Raw genomic sequence first — 17,049 nt, forward strand, 5'->3', positions numbered from 1 at the left:
CGCGAGCTGTTCGTCGAGCTGCCGGGAGACCAGCCGCTGCGGCTTCAGGGCCTCTCGCCGCGCTTGACCTGCGGCTTCGGCAGGCGCATGCGGCGCAGCTGGAGGGTGCGCATGAGGGCGTAGCGGACGACCCCGCGGCGGTTCTCCTTCGGGAAGCGCTCGGCCAGGGTGCTCCGCAGCCGCATGCCGGTGACCACCGAGTCGATCACGATCATGACGATCACGAAGACCCAGAGCAGCAGCGAGATGTTCTTCAGCTGGAGCGAGGGCATCATGCTCAGCACCAGGATGATCACCGCGATGGGCAGGAAGAACTCCGCGACGCACCAGCGCGAGTCCACGTAGTCCCGCGCGAAGCGGCGCATCGGGCCCTTGTCGCGCGCGGGCAGATACCGCTCGTCGCCGTTGGCCAGCGCCTCGCGCTGGCGCGCCATGTCGGCGCGCCGCGTCTCGCGCTGGCGCTGGGCCGCCTCCTTGCGGCTGGAGGGCGCCTTCACGGCGGTGCGGCGCTGCGACTGCGCCTCGCTCCGCTTCGGCGTCGGGCGGCCCTTGGGGGCCTGCGGATCGCGGGTCTGCTTGGGCTCGGCCTCGGTCACCGCTGAGGTGTGGGCCTGCCCTTCCTTCGAACGGCTTCGGAACACAACCCCAAGAGTACGGTGTGCGCCCCCGGACCCGGCAGTCCCTCCCCTCGGCCTTTTCGCCGGGGCCCGCGCCGGGGCCCCGCTCCGCACCCCTCCCCGGCACCCGCCACCCGCGCCCCTCCTCCGTACGGCTCCCCGGTACGGCTCCTCCGTGCCGCTCCTCCCTGCGCGGGAGACTCCGCCGCACGATCGTTCTCCAGGAGGACCGCATCCGGTTCCGAACGGTGCGGTAATGGAACCGGGCCCCGTAGGCTGGGGTCTGTACATGTGCGTAAGGCCCAGTCCGTTACGAAAAAGGGGGCGCGCGAGGCCCATGAGCGGTGTCATGAAGCGTATGGGGATGATCTTCCGCGCGAAGGCCAACAAGGCCCTGGACCGGGCCGAGGACCCGCGCGAAACGCTCGACTACTCGTACCAGAAGCAGTTGGAGCTGCTGCAGAAGGTGCGCCGCGGCGTCGCCGACGTGGCCACCTCGCGCAAGCGCCTGGAGCTCCAGCTCAGCCAGCTCCAGGGCCAGTCCTCCAAGCTGGAGGACCAGGGCAAGAAGGCGCTGGCGCTCGGCCGCGAGGACCTGGCGCGCGAGGCGATCTCCCGCCGCGCCGCGCTCCAGCAGCAGGTCTCCGACCTGGAGACGCAGCACCAGACCCTGCAGGGCGAGGAGGAGAAGCTGACGCTCGCCGCGCAGCGCCTCCAGGCCAAGGTGGACGCCTTCCGTACGAAGAAGGAGACCATCAAGGCCACCTACACCGCCGCCCAGGCGCAGACCCAGATCGGCGAGGCCTTCTCCGGCATCAACGAGGAGATGGGCGACGTCGGCATGGCGATCCAGCGCGCCGAGGACAAGACGGCGCAGATGCAGGCCCGTTCCGGCGCCATCGACGAGCTGCTCGCCTCCGGCGCCCTGGACGACCCGTCCGGCATGGCCAAGGACGACATCACCGCCGAGCTCGACCGCCTCTCCGGCGGCGGCGACGTGGAGCTGGAGCTCCAGCGGATGAAGGCCGAGCTGGCCGGGGGCTCATCCGACCAGGGCAGGCAGGCCATCGAGGGCGGCCAGCAGGGGACGCAGCAGGGCCAGGGCGAGTCGGCGGGGCAGCAGAGCCCGGAGACGCCTAGGTTCGACAAGCAGTGAGCCGCGCGCGGCCCACTGCCACACCAGGACGTGAGCCGCAGGGACGAGCCGCACGCCGTGACGCGCATGCCGTGACCCGCACGCCGTGACCCGCGCAGGACCGCCGGACCGGCTCCCCGCCGGAAGGAGAGCGACATGATCGTACGGATCATGGGCGAAGGCCAGGTGAAGCTGGAGGACAGCCACTTCGCCGAGCTGAACAAGCTGGACGACGAGCTGCTCGCCGAGATGGAGGGCGGGGACGAGGCCGGTTTCCGGCGCACCCTCACGGCGCTGCTCGACGCCGTGCGCACGCTGGGCACCGCGCTGCCCGACGACGCGCTGGAGCCCTCGGAGCTGATCCTGCCAGCGCCGGACGCGTCCCTCGGCGAGGTGCGGGAGATGCTCAGCGAGGACGGCCTGATCCCGGGCTGACCCCGGGCCCTCACGGGGCCTGCGCGGTCCCGCGCCCGGGCCGGGGCTCCGTGCGGGACGGGGCACGCGCCAGGACCGGGCCCGCCTCGCGGGTACCGGCTCCCGCGCCCGCACCGGGGAGCCGTAACGTGCCTGAGGTGACGAACAGTTCCGTGACGAACGGTTCAGCGGCGAGCCGTCCGGCCGCCGCGCGGGAGTGGCTGCGGGCGCACCCGTACCTGGTGGACGTGCTGATCGCGCTGGGCGCCCTCGCCGCGGTGCTGGTCGGCGCCTCCACCGAGCCGCACGGCGCGCACGGCGGCCCCGCCGTCGGCCAGCGGCCGCTGACCCCGCACACCGTGGTGCCCGCGCTGCTCGCCTGCGGCGCGCTGGTGCTGCGCCGCAGGGCCGCGCTCCCGGTGCTCTGCTTCACCGTGCTGGTCTGCGTCGTCTCCCTCGTGCTCGACCCGCGCAGCGGCGTGCAGGCCGACCGCCGCGCGCCCGTCGTGGCCGCCGCGGTCATCGCGCTCTACACGGTCACCAACTCAACGGACCGGCTGACCAGTTGGCGGGTGGGCGCGGCCACGGTCGCCGTGCTGACGGCAGCCGGCATGCTCTTCGGCTCGGGCCCCTGGTACGCGCAGGAGAACCTGGGCATCTTCGCCTGGACCGGACTGGCCGCCGCCGCGGGTGAGGCCGTACGCAGCCGCCGGGCCTTCATCGACGCCATGCGGGAGCGCGCCGAACGCGCCGAGCGCACCCGCGAGGAGGAGGCCGGGCGCCGCGTCGCCGAGGAGCGGATGCGCATCGCGCGGGAGCTCCACGACGTGGTCGCCCACCACATCGCGCTGGTCAACGTGCAGGCCGGGGTCGCCTCGCACGTCATGGACCAGCGCCCGGACCAGGCGCGGCAGGCGCTCGCGCACGTACGGGAGGCGAGCAGGCACGCGCTGGACGAGCTGCAGACCACGGTGGGGCTGCTCCGGCAGTCCGGCGAGAGCAGCGCCCCCACCGAACCGGCCCCGGGCCTCGGCGTGCTGGACGAGCTGGTGGACGGCTTCGTACGGGCCGGGCTGACCGTGACCGTGGAGCGCGACGGCCGACCCGGGGACGGCCAATCCGGGGACGGTCAACCCGCCGCCGGGGGAGCGCAGTTGCCCTCCGCCGTGGACCTCACCGCGTACCGGGTCGTCCAGGAGGCGCTGACCAATGTGCAGAAGCACGTGGGCACCGGTGCGCGGGCCGAGGTGCGCATCGCGCGGCAGGCGGCGGACCCGGCGGCCGGGGGCGAGGTCCTGGAGGTGACCGTCACCGACGACGGCGCCGGGGTCGCGGCGCCGGCCGACGCGGGGCCGGGGGAGGGGCGCGGCGGCCACGGGCTGCTGGGCATGCGGGAGCGCGCCGCGGCGCTGGGCGGACGCTGCGAGACGGGGCCCGTCGCGGGCGGCGGCTTCCGCGTACAGGTGCGGCTGCCGCTCCAGCCGCCGCGCACCGCGCCGCCGGCCGGTGCGGACGAGACGGAGACGAAGGAGCCCGCGCAGTGATCAGAGTGGTGCTCGCCGACGACCAGGCCCTGCTGCGCAGCGCCTTCCGCGTCCTGGTGGAGTCCGAGGCGGACATGGAGGTCGTGGGGGAGGCGGCCGACGGCGACGAGGCGGTGCGCCTCACCCGCGAACGGGCCGCCGACGTCGTGCTGATGGACATCAGGATGCCCGGCAGCGACGGCCTCTCGGCGACCCGCGCGATCACGGCCGACCCGCAGCTCGCCGGGGTGAAGGTGGTGATCCTCACGACCTTCGAGGTGGACGAGTACGTGGTGCAGGCGCTGCGCGCGGGCGCCACGGGCTTCCTCGGCAAGGGAGCCGAGCCGGAGGAGCTGCTGAACGCGATCCGCGTCGCGGTGCACGGCGAGGCCCTGCTGTCCCCTGCCGCGACCAAGGGGCTGATCGCCAGCTTCCTCGCGGGCGGCGGCGGCGCGGGCGCGTCCGGGCCGCCGGAGGAGGACGCGCGGCTGGCCGCGCTGACAGGGCGGGAGCGCGAGGTGCTGGCCCAGGTCGCGCAGGGCCGCTCGAACGACGAGATCGCCGAGCGGCTGGCCGTCAGCCCCCTGACCGTGAAGACCCACGTCAACCGCACCATGTCCAAGCTGGGCGCCCGCGACAGGGCGCAGCTCGTGGTCCTCGCGTACGAGACCGGTCTGGTGCGGCCGGGAAGCTGACGGCCGCCCGCGCGGCTGCTTCTACGGCAGCGCGAGCATCCGCTCCAGTGCCTGCTTGGCGAACTTCTCGGTCTCCGCGTCGACTTCGATGCGGTTCACGACCGTGCCCTCGGCCAGCGATTCCAGGGCCCAGACCAGGTGCGGCAGGTCGATGCGGTTCATGGTGGAGCAGAAGCACACGGTGCGGTCCAGGAAGACGATCTCCTTGTCCTGCTCCGCGTACCGGTTCGCCAGCCGCCGTACGAGGTTGAGCTCGGTGCCTATCGCCCACTTCGAGCCGGCCGGCGCCTCGTCGAGCGCCTTGATGATGTACTCCGTCGAGCCCACGTAGTCAGCGGCCTCCACCACCTCGTTCTTGCACTCGGGGTGGACCAGCACGTTCACGCCGGGGATGCGCTCGCGGACCTCGTTCACGGAGTCCAGCGAGAAGCGGCCGTGCACGGAGCAGTGCCCGCGCCACAGGATCATCCTCGCGTCGCGGAGCTGCTCGCGGGTCAGCCCGCCGTTCGGCTTGTGCGGGTTGTAGACGACGCAGTCGTCGAGGGACATGCCCATGTCCCGCACCGCGGTGTTCCGCCCGAGGTGCTGGTCGGGGAGGAAGAGCACCTTCTCGCCCTGCGAAAAGGCCCAGTCCAGCGCCCGTTTCGCGTTGGAGGACGTGCAGATCGTGCCGCCGTGCCTGCCGGTGAACGCCTTGATGTCGGCCGAGGAGTTCATGTACGAGACCGGCACGGTGGTCTCCGCGACCCCCGCCTCGGTCAGCACGTCCCAGCACTCGGCGACCTGCTCGGCGTTGGCCATGTCCGCCATGGAGCAGCCCGCGGCGAGATCGGGAAGGACCACCTGCTGTGCGTCGCTGGTCAGAATGTCGGCCGACTCCGCCATGAAGTGCACGCCGCAGAACACGATGTACTCGGCGTCGGGCCGCGCCGCCGCCTCCCTGGCCAGCTTGAAGGAGTCACCGGTCACATCGGCGAACTCGATGACCTCGTCCCGCTGGTAGTGGTGGCCCAGCACGAAGAGGCGGTCTCCGAGCTTCTCCTTCGCGGCGCGTGCGCGCTCCACCAGATCCGGGTCTGAGGGAGCCGGCAGGTCCCCGGGGCAGTCCACGCCGCGCTCGCTCTTCGGGTCGGCGTCCCGCCCGAGAAGCAGCAGCGCAAGGGGCGTGGGCTGTACGTCGAGTGGCTGGGCGGTCACGGCACCCACCCTTTCTGTAGCGCCGTACCGGCTGGCCGCCGCACGGCTTTTCGTCTAACTGACGTTATCTATCATAGCCGCTTCACGTCAGATTGACGATGGGCATCGCGTCAATGTGACGCACTCCCCGCCGCCGCCTCCGGTGTGCGAGCATGTGGGACGAGAAAGCCGTAAAGACGTGCCAAGCCTGGAATGAATCCGGGAGGCCTCCGGTTGACCCCGGTGGCAGAGCAGTCCGTACAACCCGGGAGAGAAGCAGATGTCCGTTTCGGACGAGACCGCTGTGAGCGAGGGCATCATCCTGTCCGACACCGCCACGGCGAAGGTCAAGAGCCTGCTCGAGCAGGAAGGCCGCGACGACCTGGCGCTGCGCGTCGCCGTCCAGCCGGGTGGCTGCTCCGGCCTGCGGTACCAGCTCTTCTTCGACGAGCGCTCGCTCGACGGCGACGTGGTGAAGGACTTCGACGGCGTGAAGGTCGTCACCGACCGCATGAGCGCCCCCTACCTCGGCGGCGCCTCCATCGACTTCGTCGACACCATCGAGAAGCAGGGCTTCACGATCGACAACCCCAACGCCTCGGGCTCCTGCGCCTGCGGCGACTCCTTCAGCTGAGCCCTCCACCGGGCATCGGCGGTACGGCCTCGCCGTACGACTGAACGGCACGACGGCGGCGGATCCTGCGCGGATCCGCCGCCGTCGTTTCCGTATGCGCGCCCGCTGATCTCCGCCGGCGCGTGCCGCCTGATCAACTGCCGGGCAGCGCCTTGTCGTTGCGCGCGTCCACGACCTTGCGGTCGCCGAGCGGCTTGTCGAGCTCGACCTCGACGGTCTGCTTCTTCGCCATCTTCACGCAGATCTTCTTGGCGTCCGGGTGCTTCGGCTGCACGGTGACCTTCACCTCGTCACCGCTCTCCTCGGCCGTGCCCTTGTACGTGTCGCAGACGCCGCCCCAGAAGGTCAGCTTCAGCGTGCGGCCGTCCGCCTTGTACGTGTTGACCGCCTGCTTCACGGCCTTGCCGATCCCGGCGCCCGCATCGCCCCTGCCGCCGTCGCCGCCCTTGCCGGGCTCGGCGGGCTTCGCGCCGCCGCTCGGCTCGTCGGGCTTGGCGGGGTGCGGGAGCATCGGGCCCTGGCCGGGCGCCGACTCCAGGAACTTCGGCTGGATGGCGGGCTGCGCGACCGGCTCCGCGTTGTCGGAGGCGTCCTTCACCTCGTACAGCCAGGACGGCACCAGGACCGGCTTGCCGTGCGAGCGCTCGACCGCCAGGCCGAGTCGGGCCTTGGACACCTCGGCCGGCTTGGGCTCGTCGGCGCCCTTGGGGAGCTTGGGCCGCTGCTCGTTGAGCTGCTTCAGGGTGTCCTCGGCCGAGAGCAGCGGATAGCTGTCGCCCTTCTCGGTCTGCGCCAGATTGCCGTGCCCGCGCAGCAGTTCGCCCTTCGGGCCGACCGTGAACACGCTGTCCCAGCCCTGCACCGGCAGCCCCTTGATGTGCGGCTGCGCCTCGACCACGCGCTGGCCGCCCATCGTGGCGTCCGCCGAGGTCTTCGCGCCGGGCAGGCCGAGCGCCTCGAGCGCGGGGGCCGCCGCGTCCTCGGCCTTCTTCGCCGAGAGCGGCTCGCCCTCGGTGGAGTCCGCCGCCCTGCCGCCCTTCTCGTACGTCCAGTTGCCCGCCGAGGAGCCGGTGTCCACCGTGAGCGAGGGCTCCTCGCCCTTGCCCGGGGCGCCGACCGTCCAGCGGTCCTGCTCCTTCTTCGGCGTGCCCTTCACCTCGAGCGCCTTGGCCAGCGCGGCGACCTGGCCCTCGCTGATCTTCCCGGACGGGCGGTACACCGCCGCCTTGCCGGGGCCGTCGGGGAGCGCGCCCGGCGCCGCCTTGAAGGGCCGCGCGTTGGTCGGCTCGCCGGGCGCGATGCCGGTCTGTGCGCCTCCGTTCACGCCTCCGTTGACCCCGCCGTTCACGCCGCCCGCGCCCTTGCCGGGGGCCGCGGGGCCGCTCTTGCCGCCCGCGGCGAGGCCGTCGAGGGCGAGCCGGGGCGGCCCGCCGGAAGCGGAAGTGTTCTCGTCACTGCCGGCACCCGCGGCCCAGTACGCGCCTCCGCCGCCGGCCACCAGGACCGCCAGGGCCACGGCCAGTACGGTCCTGCGCTGCCTGCGCCGCTGCTGCGGGTGCCGCTCGTCGGGGGCGTCTGCATCCCCGCCCAGAGCAGGGGACGGTTCCGTGCTCACCTCATCGCTCCTTCTTCGGCTCCGCTCACCATGTGAGGCCCGCCGTGGGAAGGCCGTGCCCCTCATGTGCTGACGCCGATGTGACGGAGCGCCGGAGCGGGCGGTTCCCCGCAGGTGGGCCCGCGGATTTACGGGGTGGCTGCCGCGAAGGGTGTGCGCGCTCGGACCTCGTACCGCTGCGCCGTGCAGTGCCCGGGCCGCGCCGTACGTGGCCCGGTCCGGGTGCCCGCGGTCTCCGTTCCCTCAGTCCCCGTACTCGGACATTCCGTCCAGCAGGCGGGCAGAACGGGCCGGTACGCGCACGCCGTGCAGCTCCTCGGGCCGCGCGGGGACCGCGGGGAGCTCGGCCGCCGAGTCGGTCACCCTCCAGTGCGGGGTCATCAGCGCACAGTCACCCAGAAGTTGCTCGAGGGAATCGTGCTCGGCGCCGTGAAGCGCGGTGTTCTCCATGGATTTGACGCTACGCAGCCGGTGACCTGCCGGGAAGGCCCTACTATCAGGTAGTTCCGTCCTGTTCGTATCTGGGGCCCAAGCGGGTAGCGTGCGCCTGTGCCCTCGGGAAACGAGGGCTGCCCACTAACCGTCTCCTCCCAGGAGCAGATTTAGTCGTGCGTATCGCAGTTGCAGGCTCTATCGCGAACGACCACCTGATGACCTTCCCGGGTCGGATCACCGACCAGCTGGTCGCCGACCAACTCCACACGGTCTCGCTGTCGTTCCTCGTCGACGCCCTCGACGTCCGTCGAGGAGGTGTCGGAGCCAACATCGCCTTCGGCATGGGCCAGCTCGGGGTCACCCCGATCCTGGTCGGCGCGGCGGGCGAAGACTTCGACGATTACCGGGCCTGGCTCGACCGGCACGGTGTGGACACCCAGTCGGTGCACATCTCGGAGACCGCCCACACCGCCCGGTTCACGTGCACCACGGACTCGGAGCACAACCAGATCGGCTCCTTCTACGTCGGTGCCATGGCCGAGGCCAGGAACATCGAGCTGAAGACGGTCGCGGACCGCACCGGCGCCCTCGACCTGGTGCTCATCGGCGCGGACGACCCCGAGGCGATGCTGCGGCACACCGAGGAGTGCCGCTCGCTCGGCATCCCGTTCGCCGCCGACTACTCGCAGCAGATCGCCCGCATGGAGGGCGAGGACATCCGCACCCTGACCAAGGGCGCGAAGTACCTCTTCTCCAACGAGTACGAGCGCGAGCTCATCCTCACCAAGACCGGCTGGACCGAGGAGGAGCTCCTCGAGCAGGTCGAGATGCGGGTCACCACCCTCGGCAAGAACGGTGTGCGCATCGAGCGCAAGGGCGAGGAGCCCATCACCGTCGGCGTCCCGCAGGAGGAGGCCCGCGTCGAGCCGACCGGCGTCGGCGACGCCTTCCGCGCCGGCTTCCTCTCCGGCCTCTCCTGGAACGTGAGCCTGGAGCGCGCGGCCCAGATCGGCTGCATGCTGGCCACCCTGGTGATCGAGACCGTCGGCACCCAGGAGTACGAGCTGCACCGCAGCCACTTCCTGGAGCGCTTCGAGAAGGCGTACGGCCACGACGCCGCCACCGAGGTGCAGGCGCACCTGCCCGCCTGATCCGGCAGGACGAGTACGACGGACGAAGGGGTGCCCCGCACGGGGCACCCCTTCGGCGTGCGGGCCAGTTGTGTGCGCCGGCCGTGCGGGCTACTCCTCTGCGGCTTCGTCCTCCGGGGCCTCGCGCCGGACCCGGTACGCCGTGCCCTCGTGCCCCAGATAGGTGTGCCCGCGCATATGGCACCAGGCGGCGATGTCAAGACCGGCCACCTCGTCGTCGGAGAGCACCGTGACGGTGCCGCCCACCGGCACGTCGCCGATCACCTTCGCCAGCTCGATCACCGGAACGGGGCAGGCCTCGCCCAGCACGTCCACGGTGATCCCCTCCCCGCCGGCCCCGGCCGGCGTGCCGCGCGCGGGCCGGGCGCCGAGCTGCGCCCGCACGCCGCGCACCGCGTCCGGCAGCACGGCGAGGAACCGCTCCACGTCTTCTTCGGCCGTACCGGGCGGCAGGGACACCCGGACGTTCCCCTCCGAGAGCACGCCCATCGCCCGCAGCACATGACTCGGCGTCAGGGTGCTGGACGTGCAGGAGGACCCGGAGGACACCGAGAAGCCCTCGCGGTCCAGCGCGTGCAGCAGGGCCTCGCCGTCCACGTACAGGCAGGAGAAGGTGACCACGTGCGGCAGCCGTCGTGCGGGGTCGCCCGCGACCACCACGTCGGGGACCAGCTCGGGAACCCCCGTCCTGATCCGGTCCACCAGGGCGCGCAGCCGGGCGTCCTCGGCGTCCGCCTCGGCGCGCACCGCGCGCAGCGAGGCCGCGGCCGCGACCACGGCCGGCAGGTTCCCGAAGCCGGGGGAGCGGCCCGACTCCCGTTCGTCCGAGGGCGCGGGCGGCGCGAACCTCGTGCCCTTGCGCACCGCGAGCAGCCCGACGCCCGGGGGACCGCCCCATTTGTGGGCGCTCCCGGTCAGCACCGACCAGCCCGCCTCGGGGGTGCGCCAGGCCAGCGTCTGGGCGGCGTCCACCAGGAGGGGCACCCCCTTCTCCGCGCACACCTCGGCGACCTCGCCGGCCGGCTGCACGGTGCCGACCTCGTGGTTGGCCGACTGGAGGCAGGCCAGCGCGGTGCCGCCCTCCGCCAGTGCCTCCGCGTACGCCGCAGCCGTCACCCTCCCCGTACGGTCCACCGGCACCTCGGCCGCCCTGCCGCCGCGGTCGGTGTGCGCCCCGGCGGCGTGCAGCACGGCCGAATGCTCGACGGCGGAGTGCACCAGGCGGTCGCCCGCACGGCGGCGCCCGGCGAGCGCGCCGGCAATTCCCGTGTGCAGGGCGTGGGTTCCCGAGGGGGTGAAGACCAGCTCGTCCGGGCGGCAGCCCACCGCCTCGGCCGCGGTCTCGCGCGCGGCGTCCAGCAGCATCCGGGCCCGCCGCCCCTCGCGGTGCAGCCGCGCGGGGTCGGCCCAGCCCTCGTCCAGCGAGGCGAGCAGCGCCTGCCGCGCGACGGGGTGGAGGGGGAGCGCTGACGCGGCGTCGAAGTACGGCACGCCCTCACGCTAGCGCGCGGCCTGACACGCCCGGACGGCCCAGTGGGCCAGGCGTTCTCCGCGTACGGGAGGGGCCGGGTGCAGCGAGCGGCGCGCCGCCGTGCGTCGAAGCGTCATATCCCGTGCCGGAACCGGGGGTTCCACCCCTTCGGAGCTGCGCGCGGCGCGTTGGGGACCCTCCTCGCGCGGCCCAAAATCGAGTCCAGTAGGGTTTGGTCCGCATAAACATCCAAACCCCTGCCCGCCGCCAGGGCCCGCGCCCGAGCAGCATCAAGGCCGAGCCCGGGAGGGCGGGCGAGAAGACTCTCGGGAAGGCGCTACGTGAGTCCCAACGGCCCCGACCGCTCGTCGCGGCGCCCGATGCGGCGGAAGCTGCACCAGGCGCTTGCCGCGGGCCTGGTCCTGGCGACCGCGACCGGTTGCACATATAAGGACTTCCCCCGCCTTGGTATGCCCACCCCGACCACGGAAGAGGCTCCGCGGATCCTCTCCCTGTGGCAGGGCTCGTGGGCGGCAGCGCTCGCCGTGGGCGTGCTGGTCTGGGGTCTGATCCTGTGGAGCGTTTTCTTCCACCGGCGTTCCAAGACCAAGGTCGAGGTCCCTCCGCAGACGCGGTACAACATGCCCATCGAGGCGCTGTACACCGTGGTCCCCATCATCATCGTGGCGGTGCTCTTCTACTTCACCGCGCGCGATGAGTCGAAGCTCCTCGAGACCTCCAAGAAGCCGGACCACGTGGTCAACGTGGTCGGCTATCAGTGGAGCTGGGGCTTCAACTACATCGAGGACGTGGACGGGAAGCCCTCGACCTCGAACACCAAGAGCAAGGAACTCGACGCCATCCCGGACCGGATGACGAAGGCGTTCCCCAAGGGCGCGGAGGGTGTCCACGACGTCGGCACCCCCGGCGAGCGGAACCCGCAGAACAACAACCCGGGTCCGACGCTGTGGCTGCCCAAGGGCGAGACGGTGCAGTTCGTGCTGACCTCGCGCGATGTCATCCACTCGTTCTGGGTACTGCCGTTCCTGATGAAGCAGGACGTCATCCCCGGCCATGTGAACCGCTTCGAGGTGACCCCCAACAAGGAGGGCACCTTCAGGGGTAAGTGCGCCGAGCTCTGCGGCGCCGACCACTCCCGGATGCTCTTCAACGTGAAGGTCGTCTCCCCGGAGCGCTACCAGAAGCACCTGGAGGACCTGGCGAAGAAGGGCCAGACCGGATACATCCCGGCGGGTACCGCCACCACGGGCGGCGCCAAGAATGCGGAGACGAATAACCCGTGAGCATCCAAGACGAAACCAGGGGTGCCGCCGCAGCGAAAGCCGAGGCAGCACCCAGCTATCCAAAGAAGAGCCCCGGTGCCGCCGTCGTCGACTGGCTGACGACCACCGACCACAAGAAGATCGGGACGCTCTACTTCGTCACGTCCTTCGCGTTCTTCTGCCTCGGCGGGGTCATGGCGCTCCTCATGCGCGCCGAACTCGCCCGCCCGGGTACGCAGGTGATGTCGAACGAGCAGTTCAACCAGGCGTTCACCATGCATGGCACGATCATGCTGCTGATGTTCGCCACTCCGCTGTTCTCCGGCTTCGCCAACTGGATCATGCCGCTCCAGATCGGCTCGCCCGATGTGGCCTTCCCGCGGCTGAACATGTTCGCGTACTGGCTGTACCTCTTCGGTTCGCTGATCGCCGTGGGCGGGTTCCTCACCCCGAACGGCGCGGCCGACTTCGGCTGGTTCGCCTACTCGCCGCTCTCCGACGCGGTGCACTCGCCGGGCGTCGGCGGCGACATGTGGATCATGGGTCTCGCGCTCTCCGGATTCGGCACGATCCTCGGCTCGGTCAACTTCATCACCACCATCATCTGCATGCGCGCTCCCGGCATGACGATGTTCCGCATGCCGATCTTCACGTGGAACGTGCTGCTCACCGGTGTGCTGGTGCTGCTGGCCTTCCCGGTTCTCGCCGCCGCGCTCTTCGCGCTGGAGGCGGACCGGAAATTCGGGGCGCACGTCTTCGATTCGGCGAACGGAGGGGCGTTGCTGTGGCAGCACCTCTTCTGGTTCTTCGGGCACCCCGAGGTCTACATCATCGCCCTGCCGTTCTTCGGCATCATTTCCGAGGTCATTCCGGTCTTCAGCCGTAAGCCGATGTTCGGCTACATCGGCCTGATCGCCGCCACGATCTCGATCGCGGGCCTCTCGGTCACCGTCTGGGCGCACCACATGTACGTGACGGGCGGCGTGCTCCTGCCGTTCTTCTCGTTCATGACGTTCCTCATCGCGGTGCCGACGGGTGTGAAGTTCTTCAACTGGATCGGCACGATGTGGAAGGGCTCCTTGTCCTTCGAGACGCCGATGCTGTGGACGATCGGCTTCCTGATCACCTTCACCTTCGGTGGTCTGACCGGCGTCATCCTGGCCTCGCCCCCGATGGACTTCCACGTCTCGGACTCGTACTTCGTCGTGGCGCACTTCCACTACGTGGTCTTCGGCACCGTCGTCTTCGCGATGTTCGCCGGATTCCACTTCTGGTGGCCGAAGTTCACCGGCAAGATGCTGGACGAGCGGCTCGGCAAGATCTGCTTCTGGACGCTGTTCATCGGCTTCCACGGCACCTTCCTGGTGCAGCACTGGCTGGGCGCCGAGGGCATGCCGCGCCGGTACGCCGACTACCTGGCTGCCGACGGGTTCACCGCCCTGAACACCATCTCGACGATCAGCTCCTTCCTGCTGGGCCTGTCGATCCTGCCGTTCCTCTACAACGTCTGGAAGACGGCCAAGCACGGCAAGAAGGTCGAGGTCGACGACCCCTGGGGCTACGGCCGTTCGCTGGAGTGGGCGACCTCCTGCCCGCCCCCGCGGCACAACTTCCTCACGCTGCCGCGCATCCGGTCCGAATCCCCGGCGTTCGACCTCCACCACCCGGAGATCGCCGCCCTCGACCAGCTCGGCCACGGTGAGGCCGCCGAGAAGTCGCTGGCCGGCAGCAAGGAGGCCGGAAAGTGAAGATCCAGGGCAAGATGTTCCTCTGGCTGGCGGTCTTCCTGCTGGCCATGGCCATCGTCTACGGGGTCTGGTCCAAGGAGCCGGTGGGCACCACCGGGCTGTTCCTGGCCTTCGGCCTGGCCGTGATGATCGGCTACTACCTGGCGTTCACCGCTCGCCGCGTGGACGCCGGGGCCCAGGACAACAAGGAAGCGGACGTCGCGGACGACGCCGGCGAGCTGGGCTTCTTCAGCCCGCACAGCTGGCAGCCGCTCGCGCTGGGCGCCGGTGGCGCCTTCGCCTTCCTCGGTGTGGCAGTCGGCTGGTGGTTCGTGTACGTCTCGGCGCCGCTGCTGCTCATCGGCCTGTTCGGCTGGGTCTTCGAGTACTACCACGGGGAGAACAGGACCCAGTAGGTCCGCGCTCCCGCAGCTCGCAAGGGTCGGCCCCCGGAAACGCTTCCGGGGGCCGACCCTTTTGCATGCGCTCAACGGGCCCGCGCTGATGGCTCTTCATATTTTGGGCCTCATGAACCACTGGTCGAACACATCGCGCCGCCGGATCGCGCTGAGCGGCGCCCTGGTACTCGCTCCCCTCGCGGGGCTCACCGGGTGCGGCGGCACCGACGCCGACCCGCTGGCCTCCCCTCCGTACGACGCGAGCAACGCGGTCGCGGTCAGTGCCGGCTCGGACGCCAAGTCCGTCGATCCCGCCAAGCCCCTCCAGGTCTCGGCCAAGGGCGAGGGCGAGAAGCTCACCGATGTGATCGCCGTGGACGCCGCGGGCCGCTTCGTGAACGGCGAGCTGTCGGCCGACGGCAGCAGATGGCACTCCACCAGCCCCCTGGCGGCCGGCGTGGAGTACACGGTGCGCGCCAGCACCGAGAACGAGGACGGCGAGCCCGGAAGGCGCACCCTCAACTTCCGCACCAAGCCCGCCGACCAGAAGAAGCTCTCGGTCACCTTCGGCCCCGACAGCGGGACGTACGGGGTCGGCCAGCCCCTCACGGCCGAGCTGAGCCACAAGGTGAAGGACCCGGCGCAGCGGCGGCTGGTGGAGCGCGGGCTGCGGGTGGAGTCACAGCCGCAGGCCGAGGGCTCCTGGTACTGGGTGGACAGCCAGAAGCTGCACTTCCGCCCGAAGGCGTACTGGCCCGCACACGCCACTGTGCGGGTCAGCTCGAAGCTCGCCGGGATGAAGATCCGGGACGGGCTCTACGCGGCGCCCAGCAAGCCGCTGAAGCTGCGCACGGGCGACCGTGTGGAGGCCCTCGCGGACGCCGGGACGCACCAGCTGACCCTGAAGCGGAACGGCAAGGTCGTACAGACCGATCCGATCACCACGGGCAAGGCCGGATTCAGCACCCGCACCGGAACCAAGGTGGTGCTGGGCCAGGAGTCGTTCGTGCGGATGCGCAGCTCTACGATCGGCGTCGCCGAGAGCGGCTCGGAGGGCTACAACCTGCCCGTGCACTGGGCCACACGGCTGACGGACAGCGGCGAATACGTGCACGCCGCGCCCTGGTCGGTGGGTTCGCAGGGCTCGGCGAACGTGAGCCACGGCTGCACCGGCATGAGCACCGGCAACGCGCACGCCTTCTTCAGCGCCGTACGGCCCGGCGACCTGGTCACCCACACCAACACCGGCGGCGAGAAGATGCCCACATTCGGCAACGGCTTCGGCGACTGGAACATGAGCTGGAAGGAGTGGCAGAAGGGGAGTGCGCTCTACTCGGGCGAGAACGGCAGCGAGATGGACAAGTCCGGGCGCACGAACCAGACGCAGCAGGCCGCTCAGGCCAGGCTGCGTCCGGAACTGTAGGGCCGCGTGTCCCCAGGGGCGTGCCGGGCGTGCGGGGTGCGCGGGTGTGAGCGGCGCCTCAGCGGCTCACGCCTGCGCGGGCTCGCGGCTGCCGTTCCGCAGCAGCCCGGCCAGCGCGTCGGCCAGCGCCACCGGGTCCACCGGGTGCGAGACCGTCGCCTCGGCGCGGCTCCAGGTCGCCAGCCAGGCGTCCTGCGGGCGGCCGATCAGGAGCAGCACCGGCGGGCACTCGAAGATCTCGTCCTTGATCTGCCGGCACACGCCCATGCCCCCGGCCGGGGCCGACTCGCCGTCCAGGACGCAGACGTCGACCTCGTACTCCTCCAGAGTGCTGAGGACCGCGGGGAGCGTCGCGCACTCGATGTACTGGATCTTCGGGGCATCCGCGGCCGGCCGCCTGCCCGCCGCGAGCCGCACCTGCTCGCGGGTGTCGGCGTTGTCGCTGTACACCAGCACCGTGGCCGTGCGCTCCATCGTTCCTCCGCGTCGTCGCATCGAGGTCGGGAGCCCGGATGCTACTCCTTCCGACGCCCCGTCAACACCGGTTCGTACGCCTTCGGGAGGAGCCGTTTGAGCTGGACACCGGGCCAGACACACCGAACGGGACCCCCCGAAGTGAGGCCGGGATAAGCGACCGACATAATGTCGGTCGTGGCGACAGCAACAGCAGTAGAAACCGGGCACGCGCACCCGTCGGTCAATAGGCCGAACCTCACCAGCGTCGGAACCATCATCTGGCTGAGTTCCGAGCTGATGTTCTTCGCGGCCCTCTTCGCGATGTACTTCACCCTGCGATCGGTGACCGGCGCCGATTACTGGAAGGAGCACGCCGATGCGCTGAATCTTCCGTTCTCGGCGACGAACACCACGATCCTGGTGCTCTCCTCTCTCACCTGCCAGCTCGGCGTCTTCGCCGCCGAGCGCGGTGATGTGAAGAAGCTCCGGGGCTGGTTCATCCTCACCTTCGTCATGGGTGCGATCTTCATCGGCGGCCAGGTCTTCGAGTACACGGAGCTGGTCACGGGTGAGGGCCTCTCGCTCTCCTCGGACCCGTACGGATCGGTGTTCTACCTGACCACCGGCTTCCACGGGCTCCATGTGACGGGCGGTCTGATCGCGTTCCTGCTCGTACTCGGCAGGACGTACGCGGCAAAGAGGTTCACTCACCAGCAGGCCACTGCGGCCATCGTCGTGTCCTACTACTGGCACTTCGTCGATGTCGTCTGGATCGGCCTCTTCGCCACGATCTACCTGATCAGGTAACTGATCGGGCGTCGGCCGACCGCCACGCGCGGCCGGACGCCGGAGAAGACCAAAGCCAGAAGCATCGACGCAGAAGATCCTGACACCGG

The 17,049-nt window shown here is 70.6% G+C and carries 17 protein-coding genes; 11 read left to right on the top strand and 6 right to left on the bottom strand.

What is annotated here, in order from left to right; all coding sequences use genetic code 11:
* Window positions 1–44 precede the first annotated feature (44 nt).
* On the bottom strand, window positions 45–641 hold the full coding sequence (locus ABEE00_RS12115) for a DUF3043 domain-containing protein (protein ID WP_345745358.1): 597 nt from the start codon (window positions 639–641) through the stop codon (window positions 45–47).
* A 313-nt stretch (window positions 642–954) separates the two neighbouring features.
* Between ABEE00_RS12115 and ABEE00_RS12120 the strand changes: the two genes are divergently transcribed.
* The 4 genes from ABEE00_RS12120 to ABEE00_RS12135 all read left to right on the top strand — a co-directional run bounded on the left by ABEE00_RS12120 (window position 955) and on the right by ABEE00_RS12135 (window position 4,384).
* Window positions 955–1,773 carry a PspA/IM30 family protein gene (locus ABEE00_RS12120; protein ID WP_345745359.1) on the top strand — a complete coding sequence of 273 codons (819 nt, stop codon included), beginning with the start codon at window positions 955–957 and terminating at the stop codon, window positions 1,771–1,773.
* A gap of 135 nt (window positions 1,774–1,908) precedes the next feature.
* Window positions 1,909–2,187, top strand: a complete 279-nt coding sequence (gene pspAA, locus ABEE00_RS12125; protein WP_345745360.1) for a PspA-associated protein PspAA — start codon at window positions 1,909–1,911, stop codon at window positions 2,185–2,187.
* 137 nt (window positions 2,188–2,324) lie between these two features.
* Complete coding sequence (locus ABEE00_RS12130; RefSeq protein WP_345745361.1) at window positions 2,325–3,710, top strand: sensor histidine kinase; 1,386 nt, start codon at window positions 2,325–2,327, stop codon at window positions 3,708–3,710.
* Window positions 3,707–4,384, top strand: a complete 678-nt coding sequence (locus tag ABEE00_RS12135) for a response regulator transcription factor (protein WP_345745362.1) — start codon at window positions 3,707–3,709, stop codon at window positions 4,382–4,384. The genes ABEE00_RS12130 and ABEE00_RS12135 overlap by 4 nt, the downstream gene beginning before the upstream one ends.
* A 21-nt stretch (window positions 4,385–4,405) precedes the next feature.
* On the opposite strand, the gene nadA is transcribed toward ABEE00_RS12135, so the two are convergent.
* Window positions 4,406–5,581, bottom strand: coding sequence for a quinolinate synthase NadA (gene nadA / locus ABEE00_RS12140; protein ID WP_345745363.1), 1,176 nt, complete (start codon window positions 5,579–5,581; stop codon window positions 4,406–4,408).
* Window positions 5,582–5,840: 259 nt separating this feature from the next.
* Here nadA and ABEE00_RS12145 point away from each other — a divergent pair, with 259 nt between their 5' ends.
* Window positions 5,841–6,194, top strand: coding sequence for a HesB/IscA family protein (locus tag ABEE00_RS12145; RefSeq protein WP_345745364.1), 354 nt, complete (start codon window positions 5,841–5,843; stop codon window positions 6,192–6,194).
* A gap of 133 nt (window positions 6,195–6,327) precedes the next feature.
* Here the strand turns inward: ABEE00_RS12145 and ABEE00_RS12150 are convergent, their stop codons facing one another.
* Complete coding sequence (locus ABEE00_RS12150) at window positions 6,328–7,809, bottom strand: hypothetical protein (RefSeq protein WP_345745365.1); 1,482 nt, start codon at window positions 7,807–7,809, stop codon at window positions 6,328–6,330.
* 243 nt (window positions 7,810–8,052) lie between these two features.
* Entirely contained in the window at window positions 8,053–8,259 is a 207-nt protein-coding gene (locus tag ABEE00_RS12155) for a hypothetical protein (RefSeq protein ID WP_345745366.1), read from the bottom strand.
* Window positions 8,260–8,417: 158 nt separating this feature from the next.
* Here ABEE00_RS12155 and ABEE00_RS12160 point away from each other — a divergent pair, with 158 nt between their 5' ends.
* Window positions 8,418–9,395, top strand: coding sequence for a carbohydrate kinase family protein (locus ABEE00_RS12160; RefSeq protein ID WP_345745367.1), 978 nt, complete (start codon window positions 8,418–8,420; stop codon window positions 9,393–9,395).
* Between the two features lie 90 nt (window positions 9,396–9,485).
* Here ABEE00_RS12160 and ABEE00_RS12165 read toward each other — a convergent pair whose 3' ends face one another.
* Window positions 9,486–10,886, bottom strand: coding sequence for a cysteine desulfurase/sulfurtransferase TusA family protein (locus ABEE00_RS12165; RefSeq protein WP_345745368.1), 1,401 nt, complete (start codon window positions 10,884–10,886; stop codon window positions 9,486–9,488).
* A 321-nt stretch (window positions 10,887–11,207) separates the two neighbouring features.
* On the opposite strand from ABEE00_RS12165, the gene ctaC reads away from it, so the two are divergent.
* From ctaC to ABEE00_RS12185, 4 genes are all read left to right on the top strand, one after another.
* Window positions 11,208–12,170, top strand: a complete 963-nt coding sequence (ctaC, locus tag ABEE00_RS12170) for an aa3-type cytochrome oxidase subunit II (RefSeq protein WP_345745369.1) — start codon at window positions 11,208–11,210, stop codon at window positions 12,168–12,170.
* Window positions 12,167–13,897, top strand: coding sequence for an aa3-type cytochrome oxidase subunit I (gene ctaD, locus ABEE00_RS12175; RefSeq protein WP_451918554.1), 1,731 nt, complete (start codon window positions 12,167–12,169; stop codon window positions 13,895–13,897). The genes ctaC and ctaD overlap by 4 nt, the downstream gene beginning before the upstream one ends.
* The gene (locus ABEE00_RS12180) at window positions 13,894–14,292 is read left to right on the top strand and encodes a cytochrome c oxidase subunit 4 (protein WP_345745370.1); all 399 of its coding nucleotides are present in this window, start codon (window positions 13,894–13,896) and stop codon (window positions 14,290–14,292) included. Before ctaD ends, ABEE00_RS12180 begins: the two co-directional genes overlap by 4 nt.
* 112 nt (window positions 14,293–14,404) lie before the next feature.
* Window positions 14,405–15,697 carry a L,D-transpeptidase gene (locus tag ABEE00_RS12185; RefSeq protein ID WP_345745371.1) on the top strand — a complete coding sequence of 431 codons (1,293 nt, stop codon included), beginning with the start codon at window positions 14,405–14,407 and terminating at the stop codon, window positions 15,695–15,697.
* 66 nt (window positions 15,698–15,763) lie between these two features.
* Here ABEE00_RS12185 and ABEE00_RS12190 read toward each other — a convergent pair whose 3' ends face one another.
* Entirely contained in the window at window positions 15,764–16,171 is a 408-nt protein-coding gene (locus ABEE00_RS12190) for a hypothetical protein (RefSeq protein ID WP_345745372.1), read from the bottom strand.
* Window positions 16,172–16,339: 168 nt separating this feature from the next.
* Here ABEE00_RS12190 and ctaE point away from each other — a divergent pair, with 168 nt between their 5' ends.
* Entirely contained in the window at window positions 16,340–16,960 is a 621-nt protein-coding gene (gene ctaE, locus ABEE00_RS12195; RefSeq protein WP_345745373.1) for an aa3-type cytochrome oxidase subunit III, read from the top strand.
* Window positions 16,961–17,049 lie beyond the last annotated feature (89 nt).

It is taken from the genome of Streptomyces odontomachicola (genome assembly GCF_039605595.1).
Taxonomy (GTDB): domain Bacteria; phylum Actinomycetota; class Actinomycetes; order Streptomycetales; family Streptomycetaceae; genus Streptomyces.

Coding starts and splice junctions, on each gene's coding strand:
- ABEE00_RS12120 (WP_345745359.1), top strand. CDS start 955: ATGAGCGGTGTCATGAAGCGTATGGGGATGATCTTCCGCGCGAAGGCC.
- pspAA (WP_345745360.1), top strand. CDS start 1,909: ATGATCGTACGGATCATGGGCGAAGGCCAGGTGAAGCTGGAGGACAGC.
- ABEE00_RS12145 (WP_345745364.1), top strand. CDS start 5,841: ATGTCCGTTTCGGACGAGACCGCTGTGAGCGAGGGCATCATCCTGTCC.
- ABEE00_RS12155 (WP_345745366.1), bottom strand. CDS start 8,259: ATGGAGAACACCGCGCTTCACGGCGCCGAGCACGATTCCCTCGAGCAA.
- ABEE00_RS12185 (WP_345745371.1), top strand. CDS start 14,405: ATGAACCACTGGTCGAACACATCGCGCCGCCGGATCGCGCTGAGCGGC.
- ABEE00_RS12190 (WP_345745372.1), bottom strand. CDS start 16,171: ATGGAGCGCACGGCCACGGTGCTGGTGTACAGCGACAACGCCGACACC.
- ctaE (WP_345745373.1), top strand. CDS start 16,340: ATGTCGGTCGTGGCGACAGCAACAGCAGTAGAAACCGGGCACGCGCAC.